Origin of the sequence: Limnobacter alexandrii, from assembly GCF_005871185.1 — a bacterium.
Taxonomy (GTDB): Bacteria; Pseudomonadota; Gammaproteobacteria; order Burkholderiales; family Burkholderiaceae_B; genus Limnobacter; species Limnobacter alexandrii.
This window is the reverse complement of sequence record NZ_SWKN01000006.1, coordinates 178,038-196,495: the sequence shown is the minus strand read 5'-3', so window position 1 is coordinate 196,495 and position 18,458 is coordinate 178,038. Positions and strand designations below refer to the sequence as shown.

Sequence of the window (18,458 nt, the reverse complement as noted above, 5' to 3'; positions counted from 1 at the left end):
TCACCGCTTAACCCACAAGGCTGGATCTTTATTAAAAATTCACAAAAACTGCTCGATTAAACAGTGTCCGCTCTCGTAGCCTGTGCTACTGTCTCGCAAAATTCTCGATTAAAAAATCGACTTAGAATGAGGTACATCAATAATGCAGCCAGTAATCCACCTAGCAGGCGCGCCAATGAGTGTTCTATTGCAGAAACCGAGAGCAAGCCAAGCAACCCGGCCACAATCGAACATGTCGTTGGTACCGCAACTTGCCTGAAATACTCTCCTAACCTGGCCCCGCAAGTTGGCCTAATTAGAAATGCCCAACCTGGAATGAACAACGCAGCCATCAAACCCGTCATCGTCCAGGCCATGCCCGTAGCACCCCACATTGAGCCGATTCCTATGGCGGGTGGGATAATCAGCAGCAAGCCTGCATTCCACTTGGCGGCAATACGTACATGCCCCAAGCCAAACAGCAAACTCCCCGCAGGGTTGCCGAATGACCGTAGTAGCCCCCAAAGCGCGAGTATTCTCATCAAGGCTGCAGACTCTGTCCAATTGGCACCAAACAGCAGCAAGACAACTTCCGGCGCAAATAAAGCGATCGCGACGTACACGGGTGCGTTAACTGAGGCGGTTAGGTTCATGGTTTTTAGGTACACCTGTTTAACCCGTTCTTTGTCGTGTTGTATTGAAGCAATCAGCGGAAAGCCAACGCGGGTAAAAACAGGGTTGATCATGCCCTGCACCTGTAACATTAGATTGCGAGGTACGCTATACAAACCCAACGGACCTGCTCCCAGCATGCGACCACCGAGTATCAAGTCGATGGTCGAATTGACGTGATTGATTAAATTATTAAGTACCATGCCGCCGCCAAAACGCACAAACCAGCGGATTTCGCTCCAATGTAAACGCCATGCTGGGCGCCATCCTTGGGCCAGGAAGAGCCATGACATTACCATGGTTAGCCAAGCGCTGGCCATTGCAGCAAACACCAAGGCGTAGACGCCCCAATTTAACCAGGCCGCCAGCAAGGCGACGACAAGGCCCACCGTGGCCGCGCCTATTTCGATAAGAGCGACCGGACGGAAATTGAGCGATTTTTCGGCATCCGTCCGCAACTGCTGGCCGATCGCGATTACAAGGAAGTTGGTGGCAACCAGCATCATCAATGGAATTATTCGTGGTTCTTTGAAGAACATGGCTGCCAAGGGGCTGATGGCCATGACGATAAGCATTAATGCCCCGCCCACTGCCACGCTTAGCCAATAAAGGCTGCTGCGTTCCTCGTGGCTGATCTGCTGGCGCTGCACAAAGGCGGTGCTCAGGCCCATATCGCTAAATAATCCGGCGTAGCTCAATATCACCAGCACCATGGCCATGAGCCCATAATCGGCTGGCGACAAAAAGCGCGCTAAAACTGCAACTTGCAGCAGTTGCAGCCCTGCGCGAGCTACGGTGGAGGCTGTTGTCCAGCGTGCGGCAGAATAGGTTTTTCCGGCGGGTGTCACGCCTTCTTTGCCACCACAAAATAACCGGCGGTCTCGGCTTCGCCCTTCCAATGTTTATCCAGCTGCAGTGCGATGCGTTGGTTAACGGCCCACAGCCCTCGAAGCAATAAACCGATCGCCTTGCGAATGGGCCACGGACCGCGAATAAGGCGCTTGGTCTGGTAGTTAAACTTCAATGTCCACATCGTCCAGAACCCGGTTTGTGGGTAAACCTGCACGTCAACGAATCCGGTTTTTTCAAAGAGGTACTGCAAGCCGTAGCGGGTGTAGCGATAGTAGTCATAGGGTGCTTCATGCACCCACCACATAAACGGTACTTGAAGGATCATCGCTCCCCCGGGTTTTAGAATGCGATGGGCTTCACTTAAGAACATCTGTGGCTCGCGCAGATGCTCCATGACAGAGAGCGAGATCACAGTGTCTACCGCTTCGCTTTCAATGGGCAGAATCTCGTTAAGATCGGCCAGCACATCGGCCTTGAGCTCGTGAAGGGAACTGCCCCAGTCCACGCCGGTGTAGCTGTCGGCGTAGTTGAGCAGCCAGCTTTTGTAGGGCATTTCGCCGCATCCAAGATCGTAGAGATTGCCCTTGTAGTAATTCTTGAATCGATTGAGCCACTCGTCGCCAATGTCGTAAATCAGCCAATTGTGAGGTTGCCGGTTTGGGTGGCTATGGCTGATTGTCATTTGTAAAAAGCCCTCACGGCATCAATTACCCGATTTCGTATGTCCCGTTCCATTCCATACCACAGCGGCAGCCGAAGCAGGCGTTCGCTTTCGGCTGTGGTGTAGCGATCCTCACCATGAAACCGGCCATACTTTTGACCCGCCGGGGCGCTGTGCAGAGGTACATAGTGAAAAACTGCCATGACTTCATTCTGTTTAAGGTGTGCCAAAAGCGCGGTGCGCTCGGCCAGATCGCGGCACTTCAAGTAAAACATGTGGCCATTGTGCTGACAATCCGTGGGAATGGTTGGCAAGACCAACTTGCCCTTGGCCTGAAGATCAGCAAAGGCGTCCTGATAGGTGTTCCATGTTGCCAGGCGATTGGCTGTAATAACGTCGGCCATTTCAAGTTGGCCCCAAAGGTAGGCCGCCTGAATTTCAGAGGGCAAGTAACTGCTGCCCAAATCCACCCAAGTGTATTTGTCTACCATGCCCCTGAAGAACTGGCTGCGGTTGGTGCCCTTCTCGCGGATGATCTCGGCGCGGTGAATAAAACGCTCGTCATTCAGTATGAGCAAACCACCTTCTCCGCCACTGGTTATGTTCTTGGTTTCATGGAAGCTGTAGGCGGCCATGTGGCCCAAAGCGCCTAGAGGTTTGCCTTGGTACGTAGCCATCATTCCTTGCGCAGCATCTTCAATGACGAACAAGCCATGCCGCGCAGCGATGTCATTGATTGCAGCCATGTCGCACGCCACCCCTGCGTAATGCACGGGGACAATTGCCCTGGTGTGTGGCGTGATGGCGGCTTCGATTAGTTTTTCGTCCAGATTCAAGGTGTCTGGACGGATATCGACAAACACAATCTTGGCTCCGCGCAATGCGAAGGCATTTGCGGTGCTGACGAAGGTGTAGCTTGGCATGATCACTTCATCGCCGGGTTGGATGTCGATAAGAATGGCTGCCATTTCCAGCGATTGCGTGCAGGAGGGGGTGAGTAAGGCTTTGGGGCAGGCAAGTTCATTTTCAAACCATTCCTGACACATTACGCCGTAACGCGCATCGCCGGAAATTTTGCTGCTCTTCATGGCCGCGAGAACGTGAGCTTCCTCATTGCCGGTGTGGGGGGGGGTGTTGAATGAAATCATTATCTTACGAATCGCATGTATTTTTTTGAATCTTTGCCGCAGTTAAACAGCAAATCCAGAATGGTTACCCCATGAACAAATTCACCCCATAGCTGGGGGTATTCGGGGTAGCCATAGTAATCAAACCAGGTAAGCTTGATGCCCACGTCACTGAAACAATTTGGTTCAATGTAATCTTTGGCTGCGGGCCCCGAAATGTATTCTGTTGCACCAGCCTGCCTGCAAAGATCCACGAGACGTTCGGTTTTTCCATCACTTAATGAGTAATCCCAAGAGTTACTGATTGTCGTATTTATCTCTAAGTATTTGCATATAAAACTGATAAATGTTCTGTTTAACTCGGAGATGTATTGGTAGTCGACTGAGTATAGTTCTTCGATTTTTTCGTATAGTTCTTTGAAGTGCTTGCTTTTCTTGTAATTGAAGAAAATTGATTTTAAGTGCTTGGTTTGCCAAGCGTCACCGTTAATTTCTGTATTTTTAATTAATTGACCAAACTTTCCGCTTAACTTGACCGGTACAGTAATCCATTGAGGTCCTTGTGCAGTTTTAATTAGATTTCGATTTCGCCAATCATTTTTCGTGAACTGCATATCGTCATAGATAATAAATTCATCTGCAGCAGCAATCATATCGAAATAACCCTTCCAAGGAATGTAGTTCGATTGAAGGATGGCAACTCTCTTCATGTGTTTGCTACTCTGCTCCAAAATTGTTCATTAAAATGATGTGGGCTTGCCGTTGATGGCTGATCGAAGATCACTTCCGAACATGAAAAGGCCCGGGTCGGCATTGCCCCCTCTCCGAATAAAACAATATTCATTCCATTGAGAAGAGTCACGCAACCTGATCTAAACATCAGCGTAACCGATTCTTCAAAGGGTCTGTCTGTTGTAAAAATAGCCTGCGTGATTATTCTTCCGGTATCCACCCCTTCATCCACAAAGTGACAGGTTGGGCCAATGAACTTACAACCTTGTTCATAGGCTTTCTTGATCGGCTCCAAGCCGATCAATCCGCCAAAAGCAGGGAGTAGGGAGTAATGCAGATTGATAAATTTACCTTCATTTGCCCGAACGGTGTCTGCATCAATTATCTTATGCCAGTTTGTAATAATAAGATCTGGTTTTATATCTAATAAATGAGATCTGAGTTCTTCAGGAGATTTTCGACTGTATTCAATTAAGAAGTTGGGGATGCCAACATTTTTAGCGTACTCTATCGCACCGCAACCACGGTCTGCAATTAAGTACAACTCGGCTGGATTAAAATATCCACCTAAAATACCTTGGTGAACAAACCTGAAGTTGCCGCCACCTCCTGATGCAAGAAAAAGAATCTTTTTCAATTGAATATTTCCTGCAATTGTTTGATCAATGAGTTCTTTGAAAAATAGTTAGAAATTATTTTTTTATTTCGTATTGCCTCGTCTTGATCTAGCCTATTTAAATCAAGTTCTTTAATATCGAAAACTTTAACGCCAATTTGCTTAAGAAAAGTCCAAGATGTGATGTCGCTGCGCATGTAAATACTTTTTCCAAGCCCAAGTAGTTGGGTGATATTTCCCATTCCTTGCTGTCGTCTATGATTGAACACCGCGATATCGATTTGTGCCAGCAGTTTCTGGTAGTCATCGAAATGCATATACTCAAGCAAAGGATTAAAATTTTCCCCAAAAATATTTTTCCCGTAGTGCGCAACTTTCTTTGCGTGTTCGGCGTCACCATACGAAAGGGGGCAATAGATGTGAACTTTTTCAGTAGTACTAAACCTCAACTTTTCTAAAGCCTCAATGTGGTTATTGCTGGGATCTGCTGAATTACCCAAAAGAATATTTATTCCATCGTGTTGCGTATTTTTTGCAGGCGACTCGCTGTACAAATTGCTTGGGTACATGAAGCATTCGTGCCAAACGCCTTTGGCTGCATACCATTGCCTCGCCAACTCATAGTCTCCACGGACTTGGGTAATGATGTGACCGAATCGCTTGATTGCATAACGTCGTAAAATTTCGTTTCGCCACCACCGCCTGTTTTTCTTGGCTGGCGTGTAGGTGTAGAGGTCTCCCCCCCAAATTACCCAGTAACATTTTTTTAAAAGCCAAGGTTGTATGCAGAGCAGCATGAGTACCCGCATGTCCCATAGGCCATGTAGGATTATTTTATCTGCCCGGTTCATTTGCTTGGTTAGCCAAAAATACCGGTTTATGAACTTTACGTTTTGTGCAAGAAAGATATTATTTCCAACCGGGTTGATGTATTTGTCGCTTAATCCTTCGATATAGAACTCGTGATTTGAATCAAAGTCAGCAAAATTGTTTTTGACGAATTGATAAAAAGGTTCGATAAACTTGTTGATTGTGCAAAGGTGGAGAATCATTCACGCGTCTTCAATAAATTTGACAGGTATTCTCCATAACCTGTTTTGATCAATGTTTGTTGGATAGCTTCGAGGCGTGTTTTACTTAACCAGCCTTGATTAAAAGCTATTTCTTCAAGGCAGGCGATCTTGTAGCCCTGCCGAGTTTCAATAGTTTCAACAAAGTGAGCGGCCGCGAGGAGGCTTTCATGGGTTCCTGTGTCAAGCCATGCAAAGCCACGACCGAGTTGTTTAACCTGAAGATCATCTTGTTTCAGGTAGCTCTCAATGACGCTGGTGATTTCCAGTTCGCCTCGATCAGAGGGTTTGACTTGTTTTGCGATTTCGATAACGTTGTTGTCGAAGAAGTAAAGGCCTGTAATGGCCAAATCGCTTTTGGGTTGGGTCGGTTTCTCTTCGATAGAAATGACTTTACCTGTTTTATCATGCTCGATAACACCGAATCGCTGCGGGTCTTTGACCCCATAACCAAAGATCGTTGCCCCTTTGGTTTTGTCTGCGGCTTCGGTGAGCATCGGACGGAAGCCGCGGCCATAAAAGATGTTGTCGCCCAGCACAAGGCAAACCGAATCTTTGCCGATGAAGTTCTCGCCGATGATGAAGGCTTGGGCTAACCCCTCCGGTTTTTGCTGAATGGCGTAGCTCAGGTTGATGCCGTAATCGTCGCCTGAACCAAGCAGTCTTTGAAAGGCGGATTGATCTTCCGGGGTGGTGATTATGAGAATGTCCCGAATGCCAGCGAGCATAAGCACCGATAAGGGATAGTAAATCATCGGCTTGTCATAGACCGGTAGCAGCTGCTTGGAAACGCCTTTCGTAACAGGGTACAAACGTGTACCAGAGCCACCAGCGAGGACAATTCCTTTGCGGCTCATCAACTATCTCCAAACAGGTCGCGGGTGTAGACATTCTCCGACACGTCGTCCAGGGCTTTGGTTAGTCTGTTTGCGACGATCAAATTTGCCTCTTGTTTGAAAACATCCAGATTGTTAACGACACGGGAGTTATAGAACTCTTTTCCAGAAATCATGGGCTCATAGACGATCACTTCAATACCTTTTGCTTTGATGCGTTTCATGATCCCTTGAATACTCGAGGCTCTGAAATTATCTGAGCCGGATTTCATGATTAAGCGGTAAATTCCAACTACCTTGGGTTTTCGGCGAATAATTTCATCGGCAATAAAATCTTTTCGAGTTGTATTGGCCTCAACAATAGCGTGAATCAGGTTTTGAGGCACTTCTCTGTAGTTGGCGAGTAGCTGTCTGGTGTCTTTCGGCAAGCAGTACCCACCATATCCAAAACTAGGGTTGTTGTAATGATTGCCGATGCGGGGGTCGAGACAAACACCTTCAATAATTTGACGTGTATTTAGGCCATGAGTAGCGGCGTATGTATCTAGTTCATTGAAATACGCTACGCGCATTGCCAAGTAGGTATTTGCAAACAGTTTGATCGCCTCGGCTTCGGTGCTGTTCGTTAGCAGTATTGGTACATCCTTTTTTAGTGCGCCCCGCTGCAGCAGCTTTGCAAATTGTGTTGCTCGGTCAGTTTTCTCACCGACTACTATACGACTTGGGTGAAGGTTGTCGTAAAGTGCTTTGCCTTCACGCAGAAATTCGGGGCTAAACAACAGGTTTGTCACACCCAATTGCTGTTTTATTTTTGAGGTGTAGCCCACTGGTACCGTCGACTTTATCACCATAACCGCATTTGGGTTGATGGCAATTACGTCTTTAATCACCGCCTCAATTGATTGGGTATTGAAGTAGTTTGTCTCGGGGTCGTAGTCTGTGGGGGTAGCAATTATCACAAAATCGGAGTTGGTGTATGCATCTAGTTTATCGAGCGTGGCTCGGAAGTTAAGCGTTTTGTAAGCTAGAAACTCTTTAATTTCCTCATCGTCAATTGGCGATTGTTTCTTGTTCAGTAGTTCTACTCTTTCAGGAACAATATCTAGGCAAACAACTTCATTGTGCTGGGCCAGAAGAACGCTGTTAGAGAGGCCAACATAACCGGTTCCAACTACAGCTATTTTCATGAGTGTTCCCCGGATTGTTGTTGGCTTGTCTTAGTTTTTTTCTCTTCAAGCGTCAGTGCATCAATTTCTGCTTTAAGTGCTTCGTACTCTTCCATTTTTCTTTTCAAAAAGTTGCTGGTCAACTTGGCTTTTTCGGCAATACCACTTGGGGTTAGCACATACACATACCCAAACTTGTTTTTGCTGTTGGCGAAGTTTTGCATCTTCACCAGGCCTTTTTCAGTCAGTGCTTTCAGGCAGTAGTTCAGCCCGCCCACGCTTACGCCCAGCTTTTCAGCCAGTTCGCGTTGGGTAAGGTCGGGGTTTTCTTCCAGCAAACGCATGACGCGGTAATAAGTGTCTTCTTGAAGTTTGGCTTGGCGGCTGGTCATAATTGAAGGTGATTTGGGCACGCTACCGCCGTGCTGTTCAACGATCAGCAAGCGCGGGTTAACACTTAGCTTAAACAAGTTTTGTTAAAGTTTGAACAATCCTTGCCAACTAAAGGCCAAATTATTCAACGCCCCCGCAATTGTGGGGGTTGCTGGCGCCAGCGCAAAAGTAGACTAAATCTTACAAGCGATTTAAGATGTGAAAATATAAGTTTCAACTTTAAATTAGCATGATTATCCCAAGACTAGCAGCCAGTGCGGTTCAACGCCTTGCAAAGGGTTTTCCGGTGGTCGCCATTACAGGGCCAAGGCAGTCGGGAAAAACAACATTGACCCGGCAATTGTTTGCGCACAAGCCGTATGTGTCGCTTGAAAGCCCAGATCAGCGTGAGTTCGCAATTGAGGATCCAAAGCGCTTTCTGGCCCAGTTCACGGATGGTGCGGTAATTGACGAGGTACAGCGCGTGCCCTCCCTGATGTCGTGGCTTCAGGGTTTGGTGGACGAACGCCAGCGCATGGGCGATTTCATATTGACGGGTTCGCAGCAGTTTGATTTGGTGCGTCACATTACACAGTCGTTGGCTGGCAGGGTTGGGCGTGTTGAATTGCTGCCATTGCAAGGGTTTGAGTTGCGCCAGGCTGGGCAGTTGCCCAGTGGCCTCGACAACTTGATGGTGAAAGGCCATTACCCGGCTTTGTACAGCCGGGAGCTTTTGCCGCAAGACTGGTTTGCCAATTACGTGGCCACTTATGTTGAGCGTGATGTGCGGCAGTTGCTGCAAATCAAGGATTTACAGCTGTTTCAGCGTTTTTTGCGTTTGGCGGCAGCCCGTTCAGGGCAATTGTTGAATTTAAGTGCTTTGGGCGCCGATGCGGGTATTAGTTCAGTAACAGCAAGGGAGTGGATCGGCGTGTTGGAAGCCAGCTATTTGGTAATGCGCCTGCCCCCGTATTTTGAAAACTTTGGCAAGCGTTTGGTGAAAACCCCCAAACTTTATTTTCTGGACACAGGCCTGATGTGCTGGTTGTTGGGTATTCATTCTGCCGCTGTATTAAGTACACACCCGTTGCGTGGGCAGGTGTTTGAAACCATGATGGTTGTGGAAGCCTACAAAGCTGCCTTGAACAAAGGACGGCAGGCGGAACTTTACTTTTGGCGCGACAGTGCCGGGCAGGAAGTCGATTTGTTGGCTCAACGTGACGGAGTTTTTGAAAGCTATGAAATCAAGTCGGGCGCTACATTCAGCCCTGACTGGTTCAAGCAATTAACTAGGTTCGAGAAATTAAATCCACAGGCGGTGCGGTCAACCGTAATTTATGGTGGTGAAGAAAGCAGCACTCGAAGCCAGGGTGAAGTATTGGCGTGGGCGCAGGCGTTGGAAAAACTTTAACTACAGGTTCAGTATGAACAACAGCAAACGAGTAATTTCGGTAGTTTTGTGTGGTGGAGGCTGCACGCAAGGGTTGGCTAACTTGCTTTGGCATTACGCCCGGCACCCCTGAAACCGGCTTTGGTTAAATTCAGCAAGGTACAGCCGACACCCAAGGTAACACCGTGCAGCAGGAAGGCGAGGGCCAGCTGATTTCAATCGAGAGCAACAATACTCACGTGCTTTTGGGTAGCGAACTGGTGAATTTTCACCCTACGGTGCACCGCCCTTGGGGCACTTACACAGTGCTGGAAGATTCCACAGGCTACAAAATTAAACGCATTGAAGTAAAGCCTGTTGTGTTGAACCTGGTGATGATCGAGGTGCAAAGCGGCGACTACCTGGAAGAAGACGACATTGTTCGGTTTGATGACGTGTATGGGCGGGCTTGAATTACAATCAAACGAAACACATGGGAACCGAACGCGTATGGAACGTTTGAATGAAAGGTCTGCTGATTTTCTGAAAGCCAGTCAAAGGTTGTCTGAGGCTTGCGCGCAACCCCTGGATTCATTTATTCGCGACTCGGTTATTCTGCGCTTCGAGTTTTGTTGGGAGCTTGCGTGGAAAACATTGAAGCTTCGGCTCGAGATGTTGGGGATTGTGGCTTTGAATCCTCGTGATGTATTCAAGGAGGCCTTGGTGGCCGGGTTGATACATGATGGAAACACATGGAGCGAAGCCCAACGAATGAGGAATCTGTCGAGCCATACTTATGATGAAAAATTGGCTGATCAGGTGTATGGTTTTGTGAAAAATCGCGGCGATCTCCTTTTTCAGGAATTGGCCAATGAAGTGCGGCAGGAAACTTCAGGGACGGAAGCGATATAGACTTGGCAGTTCTTGCGCCTACCATGACTGAATCTGCTTTCACTGCACTGTGGAACGAGGTCGATTCGCTGCCGCTGGTTTTCAAGGTGGATTGTATTCACTTCGAGCAATTGGAAAATGCAGCCTTAAAACAAAAAATTCTCGATAGCGGTGTTAAGTTTTATCCAGCCTGATTTTCTAACCCTGGTATTTAACTTGACATCAATTCACTCAAGGTAGTGCGCAGTTGAACCCCACTCAGCGGTTTGTGCAGAATCTGGAAGCCTGAACTTCGGGCCTCCTGAATTCGACTGGGTGCGGTGTCGCCAGTCAATATTACAGCGGGTACATTTCCAAGTTGTGCCTGTAATGCTTTGATCGCCTGCACGCCGTTGCTTTTGTTGCGCAGGCGGTAGTCGACCACAATGGCATCGGGCATTCGGCCACGCGCCATTAAAATGCGCAGTGCGGTTTCAGCGTCTTCGGCTGAAATGGTGGAGCAGTGCCAGCGGTTTAGCATTTCGGTCACACTGGCACGCACCAGTTCATCGTCGTCAATCAGCAACACGGTTTTGCCAGTCAACGGGGTTTTGTTGCCAGCCTGCATGCGGCTGGGTTCGTCCAGCAGGTGGCTGATATCGCCTTCGGGCACGGTGACATAAAACATCGAACCTTTGCCCACCGTAGAGTTTACGCCGATGTCGTGGTTCAGCAATTTGCCCAGGCTGTGCGCAATGTACAGGCCCAGCCCCAGGCCTTTGGCTTTGTCGCGCTCGGGGTTGCCCAACTGATAGAACTCTTGAAACACGGTTTCTTGCGCACTGGCGGGTATGCCAATGCCAGTGTCGTGTACTTCAATGCGAATGTGCTTTCCTTTTTTGCGGCAACCCAGCAACACGCGCCCCTCGGGTGTGTATTTGATTGCATTTTCAACATAGTTGCGCACGATCAATTCAAGCAGGGTGGGGTCGGTGTAGGCGCAGGCTTTTGTTTTTGCCACGCGAATGTCCAGCCCTTTGTGTTGGGCTTGGGCGGACAGTTCCTGGCAAATGCGTTTGAGCAAGGGGGCCAATTGAATGTGGCGTGGCTTGGCGGTAATGGCTGCTGCATTTATTTTTGCAGAATCGAGCAGCGCATTCAGCAGGTGACGCAGGCCATGGCCCGCCTCTTGAATTCTATCCAGCAAACCTTTGCTGGGGTGGTTGGCCAGGTCTTCACCAAGTGCATCCACCAACAGTTCAATGGCTTGAACGGGTTGCCGAAGGTCGTGACTGGCGGCTGCAAGAAAACGGGTTTTGGCGATGCTTGCTTGTTCCGCCACGCGTTTTTGCAAGGTGAGTTCGCTGATCAGTTCTGCATTTTGAAACCGCAGGCGAATGGACTGGACCACCATGTTTTGCAGGTTGCGCCCGTAGTGAATATTAATGAGCACATACACAAATGCCACGCTGCCGAGTACCCAGAAGAAGGGGGTGTTTTCCCAAAAGCAACGCGCGATGAAGGGCAGCGATGCAGGCAGTGCAAATGCAATGTATGCGGGCGTGTGGCAGGCATGGGAAGACACGGCACCAGCCACCATGGCGGCAATGAAAATGGTGAGTGTTGCCAGCACAGTGGGGTCGGTTGAAAAAAATACAATACCCGCAAACCCCCACAAAATACCCGAGGCCGCTGTGAACTGAATGGCCACCTGTATCCAGTGTTTGGGGTCGAAATGCGTGCCCAGTTTGTTGAAGTGCCTGCGCACCCACCAGCGCAAACCTGTCAGCATGTACACGGCCAGCAACCACAACAGCAAGGCGGTGCCCTGGCCAGTGTGCCAAAGCACTGCAACCAGGCCTGCCGAGGAGGCCATCACGCCATACAGCACGAAGGGCAGGTGTTCAAATAACAGTTTGGTTTGCTCACGCAGAATAGTGAGTTGGTGCGGGTCTTCGGATCTCATAAATAAGGCAATAAGTAGATTGCACTAAGCATAAGTGGTGAAGCGCGCGGCGTGCAATGTCTAAATGGGTGGCCCCCAGTTTTTGTAACCCGAATTGTGGCTTCTCACCCGCAGGGGTTTCCACGTATGTTGTTGCCCAAACAGAACTTTCACTTTCACTGCCTGCACCGGAGGTTTATTTGCTTCAATTGATTCCACGCATTGCGGTGTGCATGGCTTTGCTGATGACAGCAGCCTGCGCCAGCAAAACACCCCTTCAAACCGAGGGCCTGGCCACCACGGGCAAGCAGTACACCAGCACGTTGAAAAAAGTGAACAGTTTTGCACTGGACCACACACTTGAATTTACAGCCGATTTATTGCCCAACTTGCCCCGCGACAACAACACCCTGATGCAACACACCGAGGCCATGCGCCAAAGGGCTGCCATGTTGCAAAGCACGGCCAATTATTTGGACATGCAGGCACTTTACTTTGCCGAGCTAAGCGCGCTGGCCAAAGGCGACACCAGCACAGGCACCACCCGTGCACTGAAGAAACTGGTGGAGGCCCTGAACAAATCGCCCGACCTGGGCGGAATACCCCGAACCACCAAGGAAGCATTGGCGGGTTTGGCAGGCCATGTGGCCAGCTGGAAACACAGTGCGCAAGTGCGCGAGGAATTGCTACGCAGTGCCGAACCCGTGGCGCAAGCGCTGTTGATGAACCAGCTGGTTTTGGAGGAACAAATACAGTGGATTACGCAGCGCGAGGCCTTGGCGCGCCAGGTGGAATACCGCGAGAAAGTATTGAAGCCTTTTGTGGGCGATAAAAAGCTGGGCGAGACCTGGAAGAAAGCCTGGATTGCCGATATTAAGCAACAGCCCAGCATTGAACTGCTTGAACAGGCCCGGGCCGCCAGCATTGACATGCAGCAGGCCTGGGTGAATGTGCTGCGGGGTGAGGGAAGCTTTGCGCATTTGCAGGGCGTTTTTGATCAACTTAATTCAAATATTCAGGCAGCTACCAACCATGAGCCCAACACCCATGACCCCAAGTGATTTCAAGTTGTTGCAAGCCAATGTGCATGCCGTGTTTTCAGCTTTGTACCTGATCGATGTTGACCATTTGACTACTGATGAACGCAAACAGCACCAGCATGCCTTGGCCGCTGCTTACCTGGCTTATGTGAATGCAGAGAATGCAAGGTTTGAAGAATTAAGCGGCAGCGCAAAAAGCGAGCTGGCCGAATTGAGCGGGCACGTGCAAACCATGCGCGAGGGTGTGGCTGGCTTGGCTACACCCACTGACAAACTGGGCGTGTTGGCCAAGGGGCTGGATGCGCTGGCGCGGTTAGAAAAACTGCTGTAGTTGGGTTAGCAAGTCTGCCAGAGGCAGGGCTTCAATCTGATGTTTCATCGGGAAAGCGGTGCTGCCGCCATGAACAACAATTTTGCGAGTAGGGGAAATATCTTCGCAAGCGAGGTGAAAACCTTTGGACACCACCGGGCTACTGCTGCATTTAATTTCAATGGCCCAGCGTTCCTTTTGTGAAAGTTCGATGACCAGGTCAATTTCTGCGCCACCACTGCTTCTGTAAAAACCGGTTTGTGCGCGCATGGGTAACTGGTTCAAGATTTGCTCGAGAACGAATCCCTCCCAACTTCCACCAATCACGGGGTGGCCCAGTAATTCGTCCTGGGTTTGAATGCCCAGCAAGGCGTGGCAAATTCCAGAATCGCGAATGTAAACTTTTGGGGCCTTGATCATCCGTTTGCCGATATTGCTGTGCCATGCAGGCAAGCGACGAACCAACAACAAATCGACCAACAAGTCGAGATAGCGTGCAATAGTCACGCCGCTGACATCGAGCCCCCTGGCCAGTGATGATGCATTGAAGGTGTCGCCTTGTGTGTGCGCAAGCATGGTCCAGAAACGGCGCAGTGTTTCGGCTGGAATACGCGGACCAAGAGACGCGATGTCGCGTTCAAGGTAAGTGCGAATGAAGTTCTCGCGCCAGTGAAGACTTGTTGATTCGGTTTTGGCCAGAATACTTTCTGGAAAACCGCCACGCAAGTGAAGCTCGTTAATGTTGACAGCGCCAACGGTTTCGTCGACACCCAAAGGCACCATCTCTGCGTAGGCAATTCTGCCTGCAAGGCTCTCACTGCTTTGCTGAAGCAACGACATGGATGCCGAGCCAAGAAGCAGGAACTGGCCATACTTTTGTCCCTGACGTCGACGTTTGTCAATAATGCTGCGAAGTGGGGCAAACAAACCTGGCAATCGCTGTACTTCATCGAGTACGATCAACTTGTCTGGGTGAAAGTCGCAGAAGGCTTCAATGTCGTCCAGTTTGCTCAGGTCGCGCGGGCTTTCAAGGTCGAGGTAAATTGAGGGTTGTTGCCCGGCAATTTCGAGCGCAAGCGTTGTTTTGCCCACTTGTCTTGGGCCGGTGAGTGCAACTGCTGCATGGCTGGCCAGCAAGGCGTGAACTTTGGGTTCAATCTTTCGTTTGTACATGTGTGCAAATTTAACATAAAATATTAAATATGCAAGGTTGTTCAAGGTGAAAACATGAATCGCAAAGGCATTGTGTTGGCAGGCATGCGCATTGAGTATGCTGTACAGCCCAAGCCACTGCGCAACAGCGGCTATGGTGATTACTTGTTGGGCTTGCTGGAGGCGGGAGTTTGAATAACTTCGTAACTTGCTTGAATGATTTTTTGAAATTCGGGCGAAATGCTGTGCCAGTCAACCAGATCTACTTTCCAAGGCAAGTCAGATTCAGAAAAGGCTTCAGCCAGGTTGGCGCGAGTCTCCAAAGATATTGCGTGGCGATCAATCAAAGCCAGGTCGAGGTCTGAGAACGGCTTTGGATTCCCATGAACCCTTGAGCCAAACGCCCACACTTCACAGTGCGGCACTATTTCACTGAGAATCTTTTGAACCAAGACGAGTTCTTTGCTTTGTAGCTTCACTTGTTTCTCGAGTGAAGTTGCGCATTAAGAAATTGTGCTTCTTTCAAAAATGTGGGTATTTCGGACACCACTTGCAAAGCCACCGATTCATCATAGGTGTGGCTGGTTCTTGCGCGCATTTCCCTATACTTTTTCCAATGTGCCCAGTCGCTCAAAAGCAAGCCTTGCTCATTGCCGGTGCGGATCAGGTCTTGAAACGCCAATTCATCAATCTCGGCGGGGCTGGGAGAGGTCGATTCCAGAAAGCGCTTCAGCATTTTGTGACTCAGTTCATAGGTGAATTCGAAACGTTGAATTAATCCATCCCGAATTTGAATGTCAGTGATGTCTTTCTCATAGCGCTGAATGCCTTCATCGAGTCGAAGTATGGCATTGTCGAAGGAGCTGAGTTCTAGGATCATTCTGGAATTAATTATTGGTGGTATTCATGAATTGTAACCTTACTCCTTTAAATGGTTTGCTGCTTTTAACCCCTGCGGTGTACCGCGACGCACGCGGCCATTTTTTCGAAAGTTTCAATGCGAAAACATTCAAGCGGGTGGCGGGTATTCAACCCGAGTTTGTTCAAACCAACGAGTCGCTTTCCAAACGCGGTGTGTTGCGTGGCCTGCATTGGCAAACAGCACCCAAGGCGCAAGGCAAACTGGTGCGGGTGGTGCACGGTGCAGTGTTTGATGTGGCCGTGGACCTGCGTGAAAACTCGGAAACATTCGGGCAGTGGTATGGCTGTGAGTTAAGCGATACCAACCATATGCAGTTGTGGATTCCTCCCGGTTTTGCGCATGGTTTTTTAACGCTGAGCGATACCGCAATTACCAGTTATCAGGTGACCGAGCACCACAGCCCTGAGCATGAATACTGCCTGGCATGGAACGACCCGGTGTTGAACATTGAGTGGCCCTTGAAGCGGGCCGGGGTGGCAAAGCCAACCCTGTCGCCCAAGGACGAACAGGGTGTGGCGTTCACCAGCTTGAGTTGATTACAAATCGACGCTGACAATGGCTTTGATGGTTCGCGGTGTGCCCACGCCAATCAGGTCGTTGCCTGCAGTGCTGTAATAGTTTTTGTCGGTGGGGTTGTCCACCACCAACTGGAACTGCGTGGGTGTGCTGCCAATTACAGTGGCATAACGCACGCCCAGCGAGGCCACGGTGTAGCCGCCAATAAACGCCTGGTTTTGATCGTTTACGGCGCGCTCGCCGGTGTAGTACAAACCACCGCTGAAGCTTAAGCCGGGTACGCTGACCAAGCGGTATTCTGCAAACAGGCTGGCAGTTTTCTCGGCGGTGTTTTCAGGTACCCGGCCAACTGTGGCGGGGTTGCCGTCGTTTTGTAGTTCAGCGTCCATCAGCAAGGCCGAGGCGGCAACGGACAGTTGCTTGTTCAATTCGCCTGTCCAGGCCATTTCGAAACCACTGTAGTTGGCTTTGCCGTTCAAGCCGAACACGCCGGGTGTTCCGGGCGGCGACCCAGCCGGGGCAGGTTGTAAAAATGTCGATGCGCGCTCAATGTCGAAATACGCAATTTGCGCCAGGCTGTTTTGGCCAATATTGAATTTTGCGCCCACCTCTCGCTGTTCGGATTGGGCAGGGTCGATCAACTGAAATGCATTGGCTGCGTTGGCCGGTGCCTGGCCCGATTCTTCCAGCCCTTCAACATAGCTGGCATACAGCGACAAATCCTGCCGTGGCTTGTACATCACCGCCAGTGAAGGTGTGGTTTCCTGTGCGTTGTAAAGGCCTACCGTGCGCGTGCCATCGGCGGCAACTCTCAGGTCTTCGGAGCGGTAGTCACCCCGACGAAGGCCCGCCAGCACTTGCCACTGTTCATTTAACTGCATGCGATCGAACACATACAGGCCTTGGTCATCAATGGTGACCGCCGAGTAGGCGCCTGTGAAGGTGACATTTTGCGGCGCAATTTCACGCGGGTTATACAGGTTTTGGTTGAACAGTGTTTGGCTGCCCACCACGCCTGGCGTGTTGCTGGCGCGGGTGTTGGTGGTGTAGCCAAATGACAGGTTGTGCGTGATTGGGCCGGTAACTACTTCGCCGTAAATTTCGCCACGGTAGTTGGTGTTGTCGAATTGTTGGTCGCGGCTGTAGAAAATTTGAAGCTGGCCTTCACCGGTGTTCAGGTCGTAGTTTTGAAAGCGCGAGAACGCGCGGTCGCGGGTGGTTTCGGCGTAACCGGCTTCAAACAAAACACCCCAGGAATCGCTGAGTACATAGTCGATTCGGGCTAGATAGTTTTGTGCGTTGGCGTCATATTGTTGCCATTCACCAGCCAGGTTTGTTTTGTTGTCTGGCACAGGGGGCAGGCTTACGCGGCCGTTGACTGCGGGCAGCAAACGGATGGCAGCCTGTTCGCTGACTGATTTTTCGTAATGCTCAATGTCAAGCTTGAAGCTTAAGCGGTCGGTGATTTTCCAGTCGTACGCGATGCTGGCCAATTCGCGTTCGCCGCTGTAGTTGTTCACGCCGATGTCTTCTGAACCCTTGGCCAAATTAACGCGCAGGCCCTGGTTGTTGTTCTCGCCGAACTTGCGGCCCCAGTCAATGTGCGTCATGGCTGCACCATGCTCATTCACACTTTGGCTAAGGCTTAACACGGGCTTGTTGCCAGCGCGTTTGGTGACCAAATTCACCACGCCCGAAGGTGGAATAAAACCGTAGTACAACGATGAGGCACCCTTGAGTACCTCAACCTGTTGCTTGTTTTCAAGCGGTACGTCGACCAGGTTGATAATGGGCAGCGAGCCATTCAAGCGGTAGTTGCCACGGTTTTCAACCAGAATGCCGCGAATGGCAATGTTGTCGTAAGTGGAGCCATTCAACTGGGAACGGGTTACACCAGCGGTGTTGCGCAATGCGCCAAACAGGGTGGTGGCCGATTGTGCGTCCAGCACTTCACGGGTGACCGAATTCACGGTCAGTGGCACATCAATGGGTGCTGTGTCGCGGAATGTGCCCACCTGTACTGCATTGCTGGAGTAGCTGCCTTGTTCGCGGGCTTGGACTTCCACTTCTTGAAGTTCGGTGTTGTTTTGCGCCAGTGCGGCGGCTGGCAGGCCCAGGCTGAGCAGGGCCAATGCGATTGGTTTGAGTTTCATGTGGATTGCTGTGTTGGAGTTTGTATTTTATGAAGATGAGATACTAAACGATAATGACTCGTATTTCTAATAGCAAAAAACAAAACTGTTGTTTATCA

20 protein-coding genes and 1 pseudogene are annotated in these 18,458 nt (G+C 49.9%); 7 read left to right on the top strand and 14 right to left on the bottom strand.

The annotated features are described in order from the left end of the window. Positions 1-56 precede the first annotated feature (56 nt). Genes FCS97_RS01200 through FCS97_RS01160 form a run of 9 tightly spaced genes read right to left on the bottom strand, consistent with a single transcriptional unit; the run spans position 57 to position 8,154 of the window. Positions 57-1,550, bottom strand: coding sequence for an MOP flippase family protein (locus FCS97_RS01200; RefSeq protein WP_138515858.1), 1,494 nt, complete (start codon positions 1,548-1,550; stop codon positions 57-59). Next, positions 1,496-2,185: a class I SAM-dependent methyltransferase gene (locus tag FCS97_RS01195; RefSeq protein ID WP_138515856.1), complete on the bottom strand. Its 690-nt coding sequence runs from the start codon at positions 2,183-2,185 to the stop codon at positions 1,496-1,498. The genes FCS97_RS01200 and FCS97_RS01195 overlap by 55 nt, the downstream gene beginning before the upstream one ends. Next, positions 2,182-3,312 (bottom strand): dTDP-4-amino-4,6-dideoxygalactose transaminase, encoded by a 1,131-nt coding sequence (gene rffA / locus FCS97_RS01190; protein WP_138515854.1) that lies wholly within the window; start codon positions 3,310-3,312, stop codon positions 2,182-2,184. The genes FCS97_RS01195 and rffA overlap by 4 nt, the downstream gene beginning before the upstream one ends. Beyond that, complete coding sequence (locus tag FCS97_RS01185) at positions 3,312-4,001, bottom strand: WbqC family protein (RefSeq protein ID WP_138515853.1); 690 nt, start codon at positions 3,999-4,001, stop codon at positions 3,312-3,314. Before FCS97_RS01185 ends, rffA begins: the two co-directional genes overlap by 1 nt. Beyond that, positions 3,998-4,660 carry a phosphoribosylglycinamide formyltransferase gene (gene purN / locus FCS97_RS01180; protein ID WP_171035118.1) on the bottom strand — a complete coding sequence of 221 codons (663 nt, stop codon included), beginning with the start codon at positions 4,658-4,660 and terminating at the stop codon, positions 3,998-4,000. The genes FCS97_RS01185 and purN overlap by 4 nt, the downstream gene beginning before the upstream one ends. Beyond that, on the bottom strand, positions 4,657-5,691 hold the full coding sequence (locus FCS97_RS01175; protein WP_138515849.1) for a TDP-N-acetylfucosamine:lipid II N-acetylfucosaminyltransferase family protein: 1,035 nt from the start codon (positions 5,689-5,691) through the stop codon (positions 4,657-4,659). The genes purN and FCS97_RS01175 overlap by 4 nt, the downstream gene beginning before the upstream one ends. Further along, positions 5,688-6,566 (bottom strand): glucose-1-phosphate thymidylyltransferase RfbA, encoded by an 879-nt coding sequence (gene rfbA, locus FCS97_RS01170; protein ID WP_138515847.1) that lies wholly within the window; start codon positions 6,564-6,566, stop codon positions 5,688-5,690. The genes FCS97_RS01175 and rfbA overlap by 4 nt, the downstream gene beginning before the upstream one ends. After that, positions 6,566-7,732 (bottom strand): nucleotide sugar dehydrogenase, encoded by a 1,167-nt coding sequence (locus FCS97_RS01165; protein WP_138515845.1) that lies wholly within the window; start codon positions 7,730-7,732, stop codon positions 6,566-6,568. The genes rfbA and FCS97_RS01165 overlap by 1 nt, the downstream gene beginning before the upstream one ends. After that, positions 7,729-8,154, bottom strand: coding sequence for a MarR family EPS-associated transcriptional regulator (locus tag FCS97_RS01160; RefSeq protein ID WP_246065678.1), 426 nt, complete (start codon positions 8,152-8,154; stop codon positions 7,729-7,731). Before FCS97_RS01160 ends, FCS97_RS01165 begins: the two co-directional genes overlap by 4 nt. A gap of 179 nt (positions 8,155-8,333) precedes the next feature. On the opposite strand from FCS97_RS01160, the gene FCS97_RS01155 reads away from it, so the two are divergent. From FCS97_RS01155 to FCS97_RS16505, 4 genes and pseudogenes are all read left to right on the top strand, one after another. Beyond that, positions 8,334-9,494, top strand: coding sequence for an ATP-binding protein (locus FCS97_RS01155; protein WP_212746421.1), 1,161 nt, complete (start codon positions 8,334-8,336; stop codon positions 9,492-9,494). A gap of 227 nt (positions 9,495-9,721) precedes the next feature. Beyond that, positions 9,722-9,925 (top strand): annotated as a pseudogene (locus FCS97_RS16750) (cupin domain-containing protein); the annotation flags it as partial. Continuing rightward, the gene (locus tag FCS97_RS01145) at positions 9,912-10,364 is read left to right on the top strand and encodes an HI0074 family nucleotidyltransferase substrate-binding subunit (protein WP_171035117.1); all 453 of its coding nucleotides are present in this window, start codon (positions 9,912-9,914) and stop codon (positions 10,362-10,364) included. The pseudogene FCS97_RS16750 and the gene FCS97_RS01145, both read left to right, overlap by 14 nt. Before the next feature lie 2 nt (positions 10,365-10,366). After that, positions 10,367-10,537 carry a hypothetical protein gene (locus tag FCS97_RS16505; protein ID WP_171035116.1) on the top strand — a complete coding sequence of 57 codons (171 nt, stop codon included), beginning with the start codon at positions 10,367-10,369 and terminating at the stop codon, positions 10,535-10,537. 17 nt (positions 10,538-10,554) lie between these two features. On the opposite strand, the gene FCS97_RS01140 is transcribed toward FCS97_RS16505, so the two are convergent. Further along, entirely contained in the window at positions 10,555-12,288 is a 1,734-nt protein-coding gene (locus FCS97_RS01140; RefSeq protein WP_138515841.1) for an ATP-binding response regulator, read from the bottom strand. Positions 12,289-12,467: 179 nt separating this feature from the next. On the opposite strand from FCS97_RS01140, the gene FCS97_RS01135 reads away from it, so the two are divergent. Both FCS97_RS01135 and FCS97_RS01130 read left to right on the top strand, forming a co-directional pair. Further along, positions 12,468-13,328 carry a hypothetical protein gene (locus tag FCS97_RS01135; protein WP_138515839.1) on the top strand — a complete coding sequence of 287 codons (861 nt, stop codon included), beginning with the start codon at positions 12,468-12,470 and terminating at the stop codon, positions 13,326-13,328. Then, positions 13,315-13,638, top strand: a complete 324-nt coding sequence (locus FCS97_RS01130; RefSeq protein WP_171035115.1) for a hypothetical protein — start codon at positions 13,315-13,317, stop codon at positions 13,636-13,638. The genes FCS97_RS01135 and FCS97_RS01130 overlap by 14 nt, the downstream gene beginning before the upstream one ends. Here FCS97_RS01130 and FCS97_RS01125 read toward each other — a convergent pair. The 3 genes from FCS97_RS01125 to FCS97_RS01115 form a co-directional block, all read right to left on the bottom strand. After that, positions 13,621-14,790 carry an ATP-binding protein gene (locus FCS97_RS01125; protein WP_138515835.1) on the bottom strand — a complete coding sequence of 390 codons (1,170 nt, stop codon included), beginning with the start codon at positions 14,788-14,790 and terminating at the stop codon, positions 13,621-13,623. The genes FCS97_RS01130 and FCS97_RS01125 overlap by 18 nt on opposite strands. 140 nt (positions 14,791-14,930) lie before the next feature. Further along, entirely contained in the window at positions 14,931-15,248 is a 318-nt protein-coding gene (locus FCS97_RS16820; RefSeq protein ID WP_138515834.1) for a nucleotidyltransferase family protein, read from the bottom strand. After that, positions 15,245-15,649, bottom strand: a complete 405-nt coding sequence (locus FCS97_RS01115; protein WP_138515832.1) for a nucleotidyltransferase substrate binding protein — start codon at positions 15,647-15,649, stop codon at positions 15,245-15,247. Before FCS97_RS01115 ends, FCS97_RS16820 begins: the two co-directional genes overlap by 4 nt. A 26-nt stretch (positions 15,650-15,675) precedes the next feature. Between FCS97_RS01115 and rfbC the strand changes: the two genes are divergently transcribed. Then, on the top strand, positions 15,676-16,227 hold the full coding sequence (gene rfbC, locus FCS97_RS01110; protein ID WP_138515830.1) for a dTDP-4-dehydrorhamnose 3,5-epimerase: 552 nt from the start codon (positions 15,676-15,678) through the stop codon (positions 16,225-16,227). Here rfbC and FCS97_RS01105 read toward each other — a convergent pair whose 3' ends face one another. Beyond that, a complete protein-coding gene (locus FCS97_RS01105; RefSeq protein WP_138515828.1) occupies positions 16,228-18,360 on the bottom strand; it encodes a TonB-dependent siderophore receptor in 2,133 nt (710 codons plus the stop codon). Positions 18,361-18,458 lie beyond the last annotated feature (98 nt).

Bases quoted from the DNA above. Each gene is read 5' to 3' on its own strand.
- FCS97_RS01195 (WP_138515856.1), bottom strand. From the start codon at position 2,185: ATGACAATCAGCCATAGCCACCCAAACCGGCAACCTCACAATTGGCTG.
- rffA (WP_138515854.1), bottom strand. From the start codon at position 3,312: ATGATTTCATTCAACACCCCCCCCCACACCGGCAATGAGGAAGCTCAC.
- FCS97_RS01185 (WP_138515853.1), bottom strand. From the start codon at position 4,001: ATGAAGAGAGTTGCCATCCTTCAATCGAACTACATTCCTTGGAAGGGT.
- FCS97_RS01175 (WP_138515849.1), bottom strand. From the start codon at position 5,691: ATGATTCTCCACCTTTGCACAATCAACAAGTTTATCGAACCTTTTTAT.
- rfbA (WP_138515847.1), bottom strand. From the start codon at position 6,566: ATGAGCCGCAAAGGAATTGTCCTCGCTGGTGGCTCTGGTACACGTTTG.
- FCS97_RS01165 (WP_138515845.1), bottom strand. From the start codon at position 7,732: ATGAAAATAGCTGTAGTTGGAACCGGTTATGTTGGCCTCTCTAACAGC.
- FCS97_RS01155 (WP_212746421.1), top strand. From the start codon at position 8,334: ATGATTATCCCAAGACTAGCAGCCAGTGCGGTTCAACGCCTTGCAAAG.
- FCS97_RS01145 (WP_171035117.1), top strand. From the start codon at position 9,912: ATGGGCGGGCTTGAATTACAATCAAACGAAACACATGGGAACCGAACG.
- FCS97_RS01140 (WP_138515841.1), bottom strand. From the start codon at position 12,288: ATGAGATCCGAAGACCCGCACCAACTCACTATTCTGCGTGAGCAAACC.
- FCS97_RS01130 (WP_171035115.1), top strand. From the start codon at position 13,315: ATGACCCCAAGTGATTTCAAGTTGTTGCAAGCCAATGTGCATGCCGTG.
- FCS97_RS01125 (WP_138515835.1), bottom strand. From the start codon at position 14,790: ATGTACAAACGAAAGATTGAACCCAAAGTTCACGCCTTGCTGGCCAGC.
- FCS97_RS01115 (WP_138515832.1), bottom strand. From the start codon at position 15,649: ATGATCCTAGAACTCAGCTCCTTCGACAATGCCATACTTCGACTCGAT.
- rfbC (WP_138515830.1), top strand. From the start codon at position 15,676: ATGAATTGTAACCTTACTCCTTTAAATGGTTTGCTGCTTTTAACCCCT.
- FCS97_RS01105 (WP_138515828.1), bottom strand. From the start codon at position 18,360: ATGAAACTCAAACCAATCGCATTGGCCCTGCTCAGCCTGGGCCTGCCA.